This window comes from Variovorax sp. RKNM96 (assembly GCF_017161115.1).
GTDB lineage: Bacteria > Pseudomonadota > Gammaproteobacteria > Burkholderiales > Burkholderiaceae_C > Variovorax.
The window spans coordinates 1,784,643-1,799,252 of record NZ_CP046508.1 but is presented as its reverse complement, the minus strand read 5'-3'; the positions used below and the strand labels follow the sequence as shown (position 1 = coordinate 1,799,252).

The following is a 14,610-nucleotide window of genomic DNA, read 5'->3' as shown; positions in this document are numbered from 1 at the left end:
TCGTGTGTTGGAAATAACCGACACCACGACCCCTCGCCCGGCGCTAACTTCGCGCCATGCGTTCTCTGCAACCCCAACCCCGCGTCTGGGACATCTCCCCCCCGGTGCATGAAGGCACGCCGGTGTTCCCCGGTGACACGCCCTACCAGCAGCGCTGGGCCGCGACCATTTCGCCGGACTGCCCGGTCAACGTCAGCGAGATCAAGCTCTCGCCCCACATCGGCGCGCATGCCGATGCGCCCCTGCACTACGACCCCGAGGGCCAGACCATCGGCAATGTCGATCTCGCGCCCTTCCTCGGCCCGTGCCGGGTGATCCATGCCATCGCCAAGGGGCCGTTGATCGAGTGGGAGCACATCGCGCATGCGGTCACGAGCGACCTGCCGCCCCGCGTGCTGGTGCGCACCTACGCCACCATGCCCGTCGGCCACTGGGACCCGCAGCTTGCTGCCTACGCGCCCGCCACCGTCGAGCGCCTGGCCGCGATGGGCGTGAAGCTCATCGGCATCGACACCGCCAGCATCGACCCGGCCGACAGCAAGACGCTGGAGAGCCACCAACGCATCCGCCGCCTGGACCTGCGCGTGCTCGAGAACCTCGTGCTCGACGCCGTGCCCGAGGGCGACTACGAACTCATCGCGCTGCCGCTCAAGCTGGTGAGCGCCGATGCATCCCCCGTTCGCGCCGTGCTGCGCAGTCTATGAATCTCCCCCAGTCTTCGCGCACTTCGTGTCGCTACGCCAACCCCCTCGCCGGGGGCAACACCAGCGGCCCGGCAAAGTCGGTTCCGCGGTGTTCCACGACCGAAGCATCGCCAACCCTGACCCCACAAAGCTCATCATGACCCTCGACGATTGCCGCGCGCTCGACGCGCAAGACCCGCTGCGCGCCCTGCGCGACCAATTCACCATTCCTGCCGACGTGCTCTACCTGGACGGCAACTCGCTCGGCGTGATGCCCAAGGCGGCACCCGCGCGCATCGCCGAAGTGGTGACCCAGGAATGGGGCGTAGGCCTCATCCGCTCGTGGAACACCGCAAGCTGGTTCGACCTGCCGCAGCGCCTGGGCGACAAGGTCGCGCGCCTCATCGGAGCGGCGCCCGGCGAAGTGGTGTGCACCGACAGCACCTCGGTCAATCTCTACAAGGTGCTGTTCGCAGCACTGTCTCAGCAGAAAGACAGCGGCCGCAAGCTGGTGATCAGCGAGCGCAGCAACTTCCCGACCGACCTCTACATCGCGGAATCGCTGTGCCGCGAGCGCGGCTTCACGCTCAAGCTCATCGATGCGAGCGAACTCCCGGCCGTGCTGACCGACGAAGTGGCGGTGCTGATGCTTACGCACGTCAACTACCGCACCGGCGCCATGCACGACATGAAGGCCATCACCGCCGCCGCGCACGCGGCGGGCGCGCTCACGGTGTGGGACCTCGCGCACAGCGCGGGCGCCGTGCCCGTGGCGCTGAACGACAGCAATGCCGACTACGCGATCGGCTGCGGCTACAAGTACCTGAACGGCGGGCCGGGCGCACCGGCCTTCGCATGGGTCAACACCCGGCACGCGGGCCAGTTCGAGCAGCCGCTGTCGGGCTGGTGGGGCCACGCGGCGCCCTTCGAGTTCACGCCGCATTACCGGCCCGCACCGGGCGTCGGCCGCTACCTCTGCGGCACGCAACCAATCATCGCGCTGGCAGGTCTTGAGTGCGGGCTCGACACAGTGCTCGCCGCCGAAGCCTTCAACAAGGACCAGGGCGCGATGGCCGCGCTGCGCACCAAGTCGCTCGCGCTCACGGACCTCTTCATCCAGTTGGTCGAGGAACGCTGCGCGAATCAGGGCCTCTCGCTCATCACGCCACGCGACCACGCACATCGCGGTTCGCAGGTGTGCCTCAGCCGCGAAGAAGGCGCCTACGCCATCGTGCAGGCGTTGATCGCGCGTGGCGTGATCGGCGACTACCGCGCCGGCGATTCGCAGATGCCCGACATCCTGCGCTTCGGCTTCACGCCGCTGTACATCGGCTTCGAGGATGTGTGGAACTCGGTCGAACACCTCGTGCAGGTGCTCGAAACCGGCGAGTGGCGACGCGCCGAATTCAACCGCAAGAACGCAGTGACATGACCGCCGAAAAGCACACCGAGAACATCGTCCACGAAGAGAAGGCGCAGTTGGACTTCAGCAAGTCCATGAGCTACGGCGACTATCTGCACCTGGACGAGATCCTCAACGCTCAGCACCCGCTTTCGCCCGCGCACGACGAGATGCTGTTCATCGTGCAGCACCAGACCAGCGAGCTCTGGATGAAGCTCATGCTGCACGAACTGCGCGCCGCCACCACCTGCATCGCCGACGAAAAACTGGCCGACGCCTTCAAGATGCTCGCGCGGGTGAGCCGCATCATGGAACAGCTGGTGAGCGCATGGACCGTGCTCTCGACCATGACGCCGCCCGAGTACACGGCGATGCGCCCTTACCTCGCCAACTCCAGCGGCTTCCAGAGTGCGCAGTACCGCTGCATCGAGTTCGCGCTCGGCAACAAGAACGCCGCGATGCTCAAGCCACATGCGCACCGCGCCGATCTGCTCGCACAGGTCGATGCTGCGTACCGCCAGCCCTCGCTCTACGACGAGTCGCTGCGCCTCCTCGCACGCCACGGCCTCCCGGTGCCCGCCGACCGGCTGGAGCGCGACTGGACGCAGCCCTATGAATCGAGCGACGGTGTCGAGGCAGCGTGGCTCGTGGTCTACCGCAACCCGCACGACCACTGGGACCTGTACCAGCTCGGCGAAAAGCTCACCGACCTCGAAGACGCCTTCCGCCTCTGGCGCTTTCGCCACGTGACCACGGTCGAGCGCGTGATCGGCTTCAAGCGCGGCACCGGCGGCACGGGCGGCGTGAGCTACCTGCGCAAGATGCTCGACGTGGTGCTGTTCCCCGAGATCTGGAAGCTGCGCACCGACCTCTGACATGCGCAAGCCGCGTGCAACAATCGCCGCGGCACCGGACCTTCAAGACTCGACAAGGCGGGCGATTCGTCGCTTTCCTTGTGCTGCGGGGCACCCCCGCGGTCGATGGATGGGTACGCATTTCGGCGCGTGAGCGGAACTGCGCTGTCGCGCAGCGCAGCTGGCGCATCACCGGCTGGTTGAAGGGCCGGTTGCCACCCACGTTCCACTTCACCGCCTTCATGACGACGCGCGAACCGAGCTACAGGGAATGGATTGCACGCGGCCTCGCGCATGCCCTGCTGGCCGATGCGAGGCAGCCGGGGGGCACCACGCCGGATGCTTTGCGCGCGCGGGCCGAGGCGGCACTGGGCGCCAATCCGCCGTGGCTCACCCTGTTGGCCGAGGACCTTGGCAAGCGATCGCTCGCGACATGGGAGCGCACCGATCTTCCCGGGCTGACGCAGGCGATCCTCGAGACACCGGCGCTGGAACTGGCCTTCGAACAGGACGAGCCGCCCCGCATCCGCCGACTCATCCTGCGACCGGCCGACATGTTCCCGCGCCCGATGGGCCTCGACCACTTCGCGTTGCCCCGCCTGCCCACGTTCGCCAATCTCGCGCAATGGCTCGAGATCGAGCCCGACCGTCTCGCGTGGCTCACCGCCGCATCGCAAGCCTTCCGCGCGCCCGACGCATCGAGCCCGCGCCCCGCATCGCACTACCGCTACCAGCTGCAACCCAAGCGCCTCGGCGGCCTGCGGCTGCTCGAGATTCCCAAGGCGGACCTCAAGCGCCTGCAGCGCCGCATCCTCGACGACCTGCTGCAGCGGGTGCCCGCGCACGAGGCGGCCCACGGCTTCGTGCAGGAGCGCTCGGTCGCTAGCCACGCGGCCGCGCACGTCGGCCAGGAGGTGGTGATCGGCTTCGACCTGCGCGACTTCTTTCCCAGCGTTCGCGCCTCGCGCGTGCATGCGCTGTGGCGCACGCTGGGCTATCCCGACGGCGTGGCGCGCGCGCTCACCGCGCTGTGCACGCATCGAACGTCGGCGGCGGTGATCGAACGCCTTCGCGACGACGGCGGGCTCGACTGGATGGGCGCCAAGCGCCTGGCCGAACCGCATCTGCCGCAAGGCTCGCCCTGCTCGCCCGCGCTGGCGAACCTCTGCGCCTTTCGCCTCGACCTGCGGCTCGAAGGACTGGCGTGGGCCTTCGGCGCCACCTACACGCGCTACGCCGATGACCTCGTGTTCTCGGGACCTGCGACGCTCCGCGAGCAGTTCAACGCGCTGCGTGCCTGGGTCGACGGCATCGCCGCCGACGAGGGCTTCGCGCTTCATCCGCGCAAGGTGCGCTGCATGCCGCGGCACCACCAGCAGCGCGTGACGGGCGTGATCGTGAACGAGAAGGCGAACACGCCGCGCGTCGACTTCGACCGGCTGAAGGCGGTGCTTCATCAGTGCGTGCTGCACGGCCCCGCAAGCCAGAACCGCGCGAAGGTGACCGATTTCCGCGGCCACCTGCTGGGCCACATCGCGTGGATCGGCCAGTTCAATCCGGCGCGCAAGGCAAGGCTGATGCGCCTCTTCGAACGCATCGAATGGCCAGCCGTCTCGCAACCGCCGGGCTGAACGCTCGCATGTACTGTTTGCCACACCTGCGCAAAGCGCTACATTTTTGGCAACAACGGAGGCCCCTGCCATGCACAACATCCGGTTCTCATCCGATGAGATCTCCACCTTGCGGGCACACGGCGTCGTGCTGTTCGCGGACCGCGTGATCTTCGATGCGCAGCCGCCGATGCCGGCGCAGCAGATCGCGGCGGTACAGGCCCTGTGCGCCGGACCGATTCCCGAGGCGCTGGTCGCGTTGTGGCAAGAGACGGCGGGCGGCCGCCTCGACTACGACCTCGCGCTGCCGATGAACGGCAACGTCGAGAGCGTGAGCTGGTCGGAACTCTTCTGGGACGGCAGCGACGGCTACCGCGACCTGCAGGGCTGGATCGAGCATGAGCAGGCGCTGGCCGAAGACGCCGCCGCCGAGAACGGCGCACCCTGGAGCGGCAAGCTCACCCACCTGCCCTTCGGCGGCTTCGAGTACCTCGACCGCATCTACACCGTGGTCGAGCCCGGCGAAGCGTACGGCCGGGTCATCGCATGGAAGCAGGGCCTGCCGCCGGCCTGGACGCACGCACTGCACGAAGACACCCTGAGCACCGTCGCGCCCGACCTGCATGGCGCCTTCGCCGCACTGCACCTCGACGAAGACCCGCTGGCTCCCACGAGCGACTACTTCTCGGGCCAGACCCTGCTGCAGTACCTGGACGACCGCCACCAGGCCCATGGGCTGGACCTCGACCTGATGGACAAGCTGGTCACCTTCTACTGCCGCGCCGTGGTCGACTGGCGCACGCCGCTCGCGGACGGCACGCTGCGCCATCACCCGGCGTTGGCACGCGCCGCGCTGCACCACGCGATCGCGACCGACGATGCGCCGCTGGTGGTCGAGCTGGCCGCCTCGGGCGTGAGCTTCGACGGGCCGCAGCAAGGCAGCGCGCTCGCGACCGACGTTGCGCTGAGCCAGAGCGCCTTCGCGGCGGCTGCGGCCCTGGTGCGCGCGGGCGCGCCGGTGGCGGTCGATGCCCTGCGCAATGTCGATGGCCAGATCGCGCCCGAACTCACGAGCGCGCTGCTGGCCAATGGTGCGGAGCCGAGCGTCGCGGCGATCGTCAAGTGCGTGGCGTGCGGCGCGCCTGCGAGCGCGCACCTGATCGCAGACGCCTGCACCGAAGCCGGCATCGACGTGCCGCCGGCCTTCGTCGCGGACCGCGATGCGATGCTGATCGAACTCGAGACGACGCTGGTGAAAGTGCGCGATGGCTCGCTCGGGCACTACCTCGGGCCGGAAGGGCTGGCAGAACGCATCGAGCACCTGCAGACCTTCAGGCTCTGAAGGTCCGAGGGTTCATCACTCAACCGCCGTACAGCCAAGGCTGGTCGAGCAGCCGCGCGCCGAGCGTGCGCATCGCGAGGTCGCGCCCCAGGCGCACAGGGCCGGTGGCATGGAAGACCTCGCCGTTGCGCCGCGCGCGCGCCTGCACCTGTGCATTGCGCTGCCAGCGCGCCTCGGCGTAGCGCGCGAAGGCCGCGGGCACGTCGGCCGCGGTGCCATCGCCGAGCGCATCGGCCAGCGCGATCGCATCCTCGATCGCCATACCCGCGCCCTGCGCGAGGTACGGCACCATCGGGTGCGCCGCATCGCCCACCAGCGCGACGCGCTCGTGCGCCATGTCGGCGGCGGAGGTCAACGGCGCGCGGTCGCTGAGCGACCAGGCGCGCCAGCCGGGCATCGCTTCAAGCAGCGCCTGCAGGCCGCCACTGCTGCGGCCCGTGGCCTGCTGCAAGGCTGCGATGCTGCTGGACTGGTCCCAGTCGCGCGCATCGCCGGCCGGGGCGGATTCGGCGATCACCACCACGTTGAGCCAGTCGCCGCCGCGCACCGGGTACGCCACGGCGTGGAGATGCGGGCCCAGCCACACATCGACCTGCTGGCGCCGCAACGCAGCGGGCAGATCGCCTTGCAGGGCCAATGCGCGCCAGGCCGTGTGGCCGGTGACGCGCGGCGGCTCCGCGGCGGAGGGTGTATCGAGTTGGCGCCGCACCAGGCTCCAGAGGCCATCGGCGCCCACCAGCGCCTCGCCCTCCCAGGCGCGGGCATCGGCGCTCGAGACGCACACGAGGTCGTCGCTGGTCTCGACCTGCCTGATCTGCGCGGCAGTCACCAGCGTGCCGGTGCCGCGCGCACGCACCGCTTCGAGCAGCAGTGCATGCAGGTCGGCACGGTGGGCACAGAAGTAAGGAGTGCCGTAGCGTTGCTGCATCGCATCGCCCAGCGGCAGGCGGGCCAGCACGGCATCGCTGCCGGCGCTGCGGACCACCAATGCATCCGGGCGCGCCGCGATCTTCGCGAGGCCCGTGCCCAAGTCCAGTTGTTGAAGGCGCCGCGTGACGTTGGGACCGAGCTGCACGCCGGCCCCGATCTCGCCGAAGACCGCGGCCTGCTCGAAGACATCGGCGCGGTGCCGGCCCCGCGAAAGCGCCAGCGCCGTGGCCAGCCCCCCGATGCCGCCCCCGGCGACGAGGATGTGCGTGGGCATCGGAATCAGAGGCTGTTCGAGAGGGGCTTGTCGGCTTGCGTGGCGTTGGTGTTGCCGGCTTTCTTGGGGGCGCAGCTGCCGCAGGTGTCGCAGGAGCCGCAACCCGAGGTCTTGGCGAGCGAGGCGGCCAGCTGGTTGGCGCGCTCCTGGTCGACCAGGCCGGCGCGCTGCGTGCCGGCGGCCAGCTTGTGGGCCGCGCTGCGCCGCCAACCAGCGGGCATCCAGCGCCAGACCGCGTAGAACGCAGCCGCCGCGACGATCAATCCGACGATCAGTTGTTGCGTCATTTCTTCTTCAAACCTTTCAGCGTCAGGAGCGGTTTTAACCCGCGCCCAGTGCCACTGCAACGTGGTAGGTGATGAAGCACGCTGCGTAGGCGAGCGCAAACAGGTAGCCCGCCATGATCCACACATACTTCCAAGAGGCCGTCTCGCGCTTCACGGCAGCCAGCGTCGAAATGCACTGCGGCGCGAACACGTACCAGACCAGCAGCGACAGCGCCGTGGCCAGCGACCAGCTGCCGGCGATGAGCGGCTCGAGCGCACCGGCCACGTCGTCGCCGGTGGCCGAGAGCGCGTACACCGTGCCCAGCGCACCCACCGCCACTTCGCGCGCCGCCATGCCGGGCACCAGCGCGATCGAGATCTGCCAGTTGAAGCCGATGGGCGCAAAGATGACTTCGAGCCCGCGGCCGATCATGCCGGCCAGGCTGTACTGGATGGCCGGGCCGGTCGCGCCTTCGGGCGGCGACGGGAAGGTCGAGAGGAACCACAGCAGGATCGTGAGCGTGAGGATGATCGTGCCCACGCGCTGGATGAAGATCCACGCCCGCTCGTAGAGGCCCAGCGCCAGGTTGCGCAGGTTCGGCCAGCGGTAGGCGGGCAGTTCCATCAGGAGCGGCGAATGCTGCGTGTTGTCGCGAAAGCGCTTCATCACCCAGGCCACGGCCATCGCCGAGACGATGCCGAACACGTACAGCGCGAACAGCACCACGCCCTGCAGGTTGAAGACGCCGCCGACGGTGCGCGCCGGAATGAAGGCCGCGATCAGCAGCGCATACACCGGCAGCCGCGCCGAACAGGTCATGAGCGGCGCGATCATGATGGTCGTGATGCGGTCGCGCCAGTTGCTGATGGTGCGCGTGGCCATCACGCCCGGAATGGCGCAGGCGAAGCTGGAGAGCAGCGGAATGAAAGAGCGGCCCGACAGGCCCACGGTGCCCATCACGCGGTCGAGCAGGAAGGCCGCGCGCGGCAGGTAGCCCGAGTCTTCGAGCGCGAGGATGAAGAGGAACAGGATCAGGATCTGCGGCAGGAACACGATCACGCCGCCCACGCCCGCGATCACGCCATCGACCAGCAGGCTCTGCAGCATGCCTTCAGGAATCGCCGTCTTGAGCAGGCCGCCGAGCGCCTCGGTGCCAGCCTTGATGGCATCCATGGGCACATTGGCCCAGCTGAACACGGCCTGGAACATCAGGAACATCGTGACGGCCAGCACCACCATGCCCCAGAGCGGATGCATCACCACGCGGTCGATGCGGTCGCTGGTGGCGAGGCTGCCGACCGGCTCCTTCACCGCGAGGCCAAGGATGCGGCGCACTTCGCGCTGCGTGGCGAGCACGTCGTCCAGGCCCGGCGCCTGCCAGGGCTGCGGCACGGCGGCGGCGACCGGGGCGTCGAGCGCCTCGAGCAGGTTCTTCGCGCCGCCGGTGTGGACGCCGACGGTTTCGATCACGGGCAGGCCGAGCTCGCGCGAGAGCACGGCCGTGTCGACCGCAATGCCCTGCTTCTTGGCCATGTCGGTCATGTTGAGCGCCACCACCATCGGCAGGCCCAGCTTCTTCGCCTCGAGCACGAGGCGCAGGTTCAGGCGCAGGTTGGTGGCGTCGGTCACGCACACCAGCAGGTCGGGCAGCGCCTCGTTGCTCTGGCCGGTGACGATGTCGCGGGTGACGGCCTCGTCGGCGCTGAGCGCATTCAGGCTGTAGGCGCCCGGCAGGTCGAGCACGAAGACGCGGCGGCCCGAGGGCGTGCGCAGCGTTCCCTCCTTGCGCTCGACGGTCACGCCGGCGTAGTTGGCGACCTTCTGGCGGCTGCCCGTCAGCAGGTTGAAGAGCGCGGTCTTGCCGCAGTTCGGGTTGCCGAGCAGCGCGATGCGCCCCGGCTGGGCGGTGGGGGCGAAGCCACCGGGGCCCTGGATGACGGCTTCAGCCATGGTTGGCGGCTCCGGGGATGACGTGGATGAGCGCGGCCTCGTGGCGGCGCAGTGCGAAGGTGGTGTGCCCCAGGCGAACTGCCAGCGGCTCCCGGCCCGGGATGCCGCTCGCGACGATGCGCACGGCCTCGCCCGGCACGAAGCCGATTTCGGTCAGCCGCAGCACGAGTTCGCGATCGTCCGCGCCCTCGGGGCGGGCCACGTCGAGCACGGTGGCCCACTGGTTGTTCGGAAGCTGGTCGAGGCGCAGGGCGGCGGCCGTGGTGTTGGCCGGCGCGGTGCCGAAGTCATTGGTTCGCACGGTGGGGCGGCGCCCTGGAGACCGGGCGCACCTGTAAGCAAAACCCAGATGCTAGCAATTCTCACTCGCGAGAACCTGACCATACCCCTTCAAAAGCGTTCGGGCCCCGCCAAACCGGGGGTTTTCGATCAGTTCAGACCGAGCATGCCGCGCAGCTTGGACAGGTCTTCGGCCAGCGTGTTGACGCGGCCGGCCAGCAGCTTGCGGTCGCGCTCGCTGAGCTTCGAATAGGTTTCAAAGCCGCCATCGGCCGTCTTGTACTTGGCCAGCGTGTCGAACACCACCTTGAAATTGGCGTCGGCCTTGTCCGAGAACGCCTTGTTCTCCTTCACGACCAGCGGGCGCAGCAATTCGACGATCTTGTAGGCGCCCTCGAAGTTGGACTGGAAATCCCACAGGTCGGTGTGGCTGTAGCGGTTTTCCTCGCCGGAGATCTTGGTGGCGGCCACCTCTTCCATCAGCACCGCGGCGCCGCCCACCACCTTCTCGGGCGGGAAGGTCAGCGCGACCAGGCGTTTCTGCAGGTCGAGCACGTCGGCCAGCAGCTTGTCGGCCACGGGGTTCAGGTCCTTGGTGCTCTTCTGCGTCCAGAGGCCGTACTCGATGCGGTGGAAGCCGCCGAAGGCCGGGTCCTTCTCGGCCTTTTCATGGTCGTCCGCGCGTGAGTCGATCGACTTGTCGAGGTCGTTGAAGAGTTCCGCCACCGGCTCGATGCGCTCGTAGCTCGTGCGCGTCGGCGCATACAGCTTCTTTGCCTTTTCGATGTCGCCGGCCTTCACCGCGGCGGTGAAGGCGCGCGTGTCCGTGGTCAGCTTGCGCACGTTCTCGGCCACGTAGATCTTGTAGTCGGAGATCGGTCCGACCAGCTCGAGCGGCGACACGGCGGCCTGCGCGCCGGCGGCGTAGAGCCCGGCGAAGCCTGCAACGAAAGTGGCGAGGAAGTGGCGGCGGAACTGCACGGTCATGGATCTCCTTGGATGGCGAGGTCGTGAAAAAAACTTGAATTCGGCGCGTCAGGCGGCCAGCAGCGTGCGGCCGAGCCAGTCCTGCTCGCCCTGCACGCCCGGCAGGGTGAAGAAGAAACCGCCGCCGATGGGCTTGATGTATTCCTCGAGCGGCTCGCCGTCCAGGCGCGTCTGCACGGCGATGAAGCCCTTCTCGAGGTCGGCCTGGTAACAGATGAACAGCAGGCCCATCTCCAGCTGGCCCGACTTGGTGACGCCGTTCGAATAGTTGAAGGGCCGGCGCAGGATGAGGTTCGCATCCGACGCCCGGGTGCGCGGGTTCGCCAGGCGGATGTGCGCGTCCATCGGCGTGGCCTTGCCCTCGGGGTCCTTGGCGTAGTCGGGCACGTCGTGCTCCGTCTTGCCGCCGTCCATCGGCGCGCCGGTGGGCTTCAGGCGGCCCATGATGGCTTCCTGCTCCTGCAGCGGCGTGCGGTCCCAGCGCTCGACGAAGTTGCGGATGATCCGCACCGCCTGGTAGCTGCCGCCCACGGCCCAGGCCGGCTCGTCGCCGCCGGGCTGGACCCACACGATGCCGTCCATGAGCCTGTCGTCGGCCGAGTCGGGGTTGGCCGAGCCGTCGCGAAAACCGAGGAAGTTGCGCGCGCTCTCCGCCGGTTTGCCGGGCACCGCCTGGATCGGCGGCACGGTGCCCTCCTGCTTCCAGTGCAGCACAAGCAGGTCGGGCGTGTTCTTGATGATGTCGCGCAGCGCGTGGATGTTGGTGTCGGGCGTGTTGGCGCAGAACTGGATCGACAGGTCGCCGTGGCACAGCGCCGCATCGAGCGCATCGTTCGGATGGCGCTGCATCTGGGCCAGGCGCACGGGCTTCTTCTTCGCGAGGCCGAAGCGCTCGTCGAAAAGCGAGGTGCCGACCGACACCGTCACCGTCAACCCATCGGGCTGCACCACCGGCCCGAGGATGCCGGAGCCCGCGGGCGGCAGCCGGGGATCGGGGTCGGTCTGCGCGCCGCCCTGCGTGAGAAAGGCGATGCGCTCGGTGAGCGTGCGGAACAGGCGCTCCAGGTCGGCGCGGTTCTCCGCCAGCACATAGAACGAGGCGATCATGCCGGCCGTCGGCCGCGGCGTGACGATGCCGGCCTGGTGCCTGCCGCGGAAGGGCACGCGGTCTTGCGTGTGGGTGCTCTGCGGCGCATCGGTGACCTGCGCGCCGGCATCGGGACTGTCGGGCGGCCCCGAAGGCGCGGCCTTGGCGTGGGCCGATGCGGCAAGGCCGGCAAAGGCGACGCCGGCCGCGCCGAGCATGCGGCGGCGGTGCGGCGACTCGGGTTGCCCGGGCACAGGCGTGGTGTCGTAGTTCGTCTTGTCCATGGTGGCTCCGCGTCTCGTCCTTGCCTCAGTCCAGGCCCAGCGCGGCATTCACCTTGCCGAGTTCCTCGGCCAGTGCGCGCACGGGTTCTGCAAGGCGCTTTCTTTGTGCCTCGTCGAGCGGCGCGGGCTTGAAGCCCTCGCCTTCGCGGTACGGCGCCAGCGCGGCATCGAAGGCCGCGAAGCGTTCATCCACGCTTTTCTGCAGCGCAGGCGCGGCTTTCACGAGCAGCGGCTGCAGCAGCTCCGAAATCTTCTTCGTGCCTTCGTACGTGCCTTGCAGGTTCACCAGCTCGGCATGGCCATAGTGGTCTTCGCCGCCGGCGGGCAGGTTGTCGGCCACGCGGCGCAGCAGCTTCGATGCGGACCCCGCGAGCCGTTCCGGCGGCATGTCGAGCCCGCGCAACCGGCCCTTGAGCACGCCGATGTCGGCGACCAGCTGATCGGCCACGGGCGCGAGGCCCTGGAGGTCGTTCTGGCCGTACAGCGCGTACTCGATGCGATGGAAGCCGGTGAAGCCCGCATCGGCCTCGCGCTTCTCGAAGTAGTCGGCGCGGGCGTTCAGGCGGGTGTCGAGGTCGGCGAACAGCTCGGCCATCGGCTCGATGCGCTTGTAGGCCTGGTGCGCCGGCGCGTAGAGCGCCCTCGCCTGCGGCAGGTCGCCCGCCTTGATCGCGTCGGCGAGGGCGCGCGCCGCGTCGTCGAGCCCGCCGGCTTCGAGCCGCAGGAACACCTGGTACTCGGCCAGCGCGCCCACGTAGTTGACCAGCGAGGGCCGCGCCGCCTCGGCCATCGATGCCGCCGAAGGCGTGACATGCAGCTTGCCGCGCGGATTGCTCAAAAGGCCGCAGGTGATCGCGAAGTCGCCCGGCGAGAGCTTGACCGTCATCGTCTGCGAGAAGCCCGGCGCGATGTTCTCGCGCTCTTCCACCACCATCACGCCGTCGAGAATTTCCCACTCGAGCGCGCGGTTCGACTTGTTGACGATGGTGAAGGTGGTCCGCCCCGCCGGCACGGTGATCGCGTTGGGCTCGCACACGTTGCCCTGGATCGTGACGGTGACCGCGTTGTCGGCTGCCTTGGCCGGCGCCTTGCGCGCAACGCCCGAGGCATACCAGAAGGCGGCCAGGCCGGCGACGACCAGCAGCGCCGAGGCGGCCACCGCGACGCGCATGAGGCCTGAAGAGGATTTCGGTTCGGGAGAAGAAGAGGAAGAAGACATCGGAAGATTTCAGCGGGCCGCGGCCGCGCGTGGCACCGGCGCGGCGGCCGGACGCAGGAAGAAGAACAGCGCCACCACGAGGAACGCCAGGTAGACGATCACCTCGCCCGTCACCGGCGCGGCCTGGTAGCCCAGGAGGCCCGAGAGCACGGCGCCGGCGGGGCTGTCCATCGGCAGGGTCTCGCTCATGTCGAACACCACCGTCTGCAGGTGATTCCAGACGCCCGCCTCGTGCAGCTTGCGCAGCACGCTCGCGAGCAGGCCGGCGGCCACCAGCAGGATGAACAGGCCCGTGAAGCGGAAGAAGCGCCGGAGGTCGAGCCGCACGCCGCCCGAATAAAGCCCCCAGCCGATCACCACCGACACCGCGATGCCGGCCAGTGCGCCCACGGGCGCTTCCCAGCCGCTGCTCTGCTGGAACACGGCCAGCAGGAAGAAGACCGACTCCAGCCCTTCGCGCGCCACGGCGAGAAACACCATGCCGATAAGCGCCCAGCCCTGCCCGTCCGCGCCCCGGGTGATCGCCTTGTCGATGGAGGCATGCAGCTCGCCCTTGATGGAGCGGGCGGCCTTGCGCATCCAGAACACCATCGAGGTCAGCATGACGACCGCGATCAACCCGACGACGCCCTCGAACAGTTCCTGCTGCTTCTGCGGAAACTCCGCCGCCAGCAATTGCAGGCCGGCCCCCGCGAACAGCGACAGCGCAGTGGCCAGCAGCACGCCGACCCACACCGCGGGCATCAACGCGCCGCGTCCGCTTTGTTTCAGGTAGCTGGCAACGATGCCGACGATCAGCGCGGCTTCGATGCCTTCGCGCAGCATGATGAGAAAGGGGATGAGCATCGGCTTCGGAGATCAGGACAGGAAATCCCTCCCGAAACGATGCCCCGTTGTGGTGCGCGCTCAGGGAGGAACGGCCGAGGATAACCCATCAGATGAGAGCGATTCTCAACTAGGGGTATTGAAGACGCGTACTTAGCCCGTCAGCTCGACGATGCGTGCAGTCACCGCATTGCCATCGACGATCAGCTCGGCAACTGCGATCGGCAATTTGAATCGCCGCGGACCGGCGCTACCCGGGTTGACGTAGAGCACGCCGCCCCGCTCCTCGATCTTCGGCTTGTGCGAATGGCCGGAGACCACCACGCGCACGCCGGCGCCGGCGGGATCGATGCCGATCTGCGAAAGGTCGTGGATGGCGTAGATCACCACGCCGCCCACCTTCAGGAGCGCCGTCTCGGCGATGCCATCGGCCCACGGCTCCCCGTCGTTGTTGCCCCGCACGACCGTCAGCGGCGCAATCGCCGAAAGCGCCTCGAGGATGCCGGCGTTGCCGATGTCTCCGCCATGCACGATGAAGTCACTGCCCTGCAAAGCGGCCACGGCCTGCGGGCGCAGCAGGCCGTGGGTGTCGGAGATGAGCCCGACGCGAGTCAAAG

The 14,610-nt window shown here is 68.5% G+C and carries 14 protein-coding genes; 5 read left to right on the top strand and 9 right to left on the bottom strand.

Annotated features, from left to right (window positions below):
- Positions 1–56 precede the first annotated feature (56 nt).
- The 5 genes from kynB to GNX71_RS08090 all read left to right on the top strand — a co-directional run bounded on the left by kynB (position 57) and on the right by GNX71_RS08090 (position 5,891).
- Positions 57–704, top strand: a complete 648-nt coding sequence (gene kynB / locus GNX71_RS08110) for an arylformamidase (protein ID WP_206177846.1) — start codon at positions 57–59, stop codon at positions 702–704.
- A 133-nt stretch (positions 705–837) separates the two neighbouring features.
- Entirely contained in the window at positions 838–2,115 is a 1,278-nt protein-coding gene (gene kynU, locus GNX71_RS08105) for a kynureninase (RefSeq protein ID WP_206179382.1), read from the top strand.
- Positions 2,112–2,960: a tryptophan 2,3-dioxygenase gene (gene kynA, locus GNX71_RS08100; protein WP_206177845.1), complete on the top strand. Its 849-nt coding sequence runs from the start codon at positions 2,112–2,114 to the stop codon at positions 2,958–2,960. Before kynU ends, kynA begins: the two co-directional genes overlap by 4 nt.
- Positions 2,961–3,181: 221 nt before the next feature.
- Positions 3,182–4,570 carry a reverse transcriptase family protein gene (locus GNX71_RS08095; protein ID WP_206177844.1) on the top strand — a complete coding sequence of 463 codons (1,389 nt, stop codon included), beginning with the start codon at positions 3,182–3,184 and terminating at the stop codon, positions 4,568–4,570.
- A gap of 70 nt (positions 4,571–4,640) precedes the next feature.
- On the top strand, positions 4,641–5,891 hold the full coding sequence (locus GNX71_RS08090; protein WP_206177843.1) for an SMI1/KNR4 family protein: 1,251 nt from the start codon (positions 4,641–4,643) through the stop codon (positions 5,889–5,891).
- Positions 5,892–5,910: 19 nt separating this feature from the next.
- Here the strand turns inward: GNX71_RS08090 and GNX71_RS08085 are convergent, their stop codons facing one another.
- The 9 genes from GNX71_RS08085 to GNX71_RS08045 all read right to left on the bottom strand — a co-directional run bounded on the left by GNX71_RS08085 (position 5,911) and on the right by GNX71_RS08045 (position 14,608).
- Positions 5,911–7,095, bottom strand: a complete 1,185-nt coding sequence (locus tag GNX71_RS08085) for an FAD-dependent monooxygenase (protein ID WP_206177842.1) — start codon at positions 7,093–7,095, stop codon at positions 5,911–5,913.
- Between the two features lie 5 nt (positions 7,096–7,100).
- Positions 7,101–7,382 (bottom strand): DUF6587 family protein, encoded by a 282-nt coding sequence (locus GNX71_RS08080; RefSeq protein WP_206177841.1) that lies wholly within the window; start codon positions 7,380–7,382, stop codon positions 7,101–7,103.
- A gap of 34 nt (positions 7,383–7,416) precedes the next feature.
- On the bottom strand, positions 7,417–9,312 hold the full coding sequence (locus tag GNX71_RS08075) for a ferrous iron transporter B (RefSeq protein ID WP_206177840.1): 1,896 nt from the start codon (positions 9,310–9,312) through the stop codon (positions 7,417–7,419).
- On the bottom strand, positions 9,305–9,613 hold the full coding sequence (locus GNX71_RS08070; RefSeq protein ID WP_206177839.1) for a FeoA family protein: 309 nt from the start codon (positions 9,611–9,613) through the stop codon (positions 9,305–9,307). Before GNX71_RS08070 ends, GNX71_RS08075 begins: the two co-directional genes overlap by 8 nt.
- A gap of 128 nt (positions 9,614–9,741) precedes the next feature.
- Positions 9,742–10,578 (bottom strand): iron uptake system protein EfeO, encoded by an 837-nt coding sequence (efeO, locus tag GNX71_RS08065; protein ID WP_206177838.1) that lies wholly within the window; start codon positions 10,576–10,578, stop codon positions 9,742–9,744.
- A 48-nt stretch (positions 10,579–10,626) separates the two neighbouring features.
- Complete coding sequence (gene efeB, locus GNX71_RS08060; RefSeq protein WP_206177837.1) at positions 10,627–11,949, bottom strand: iron uptake transporter deferrochelatase/peroxidase subunit; 1,323 nt, start codon at positions 11,947–11,949, stop codon at positions 10,627–10,629.
- A 25-nt stretch (positions 11,950–11,974) separates the two neighbouring features.
- Positions 11,975–13,168: an iron uptake system protein EfeO gene (gene efeO, locus GNX71_RS08055; protein ID WP_206177836.1), complete on the bottom strand. Its 1,194-nt coding sequence runs from the start codon at positions 13,166–13,168 to the stop codon at positions 11,975–11,977.
- 9 nt (positions 13,169–13,177) lie between these two features.
- Positions 13,178–14,014 (bottom strand): iron uptake transporter permease EfeU, encoded by an 837-nt coding sequence (gene efeU, locus GNX71_RS08050; protein ID WP_206177835.1) that lies wholly within the window; start codon positions 14,012–14,014, stop codon positions 13,178–13,180.
- Between the two features lie 132 nt (positions 14,015–14,146).
- The gene (locus GNX71_RS08045; protein ID WP_206177834.1) at positions 14,147–14,608 is read right to left on the bottom strand and encodes a metallophosphoesterase family protein; all 462 of its coding nucleotides are present in this window, start codon (positions 14,606–14,608) and stop codon (positions 14,147–14,149) included.
- Positions 14,609–14,610: the final 2 nt, after the last annotated feature.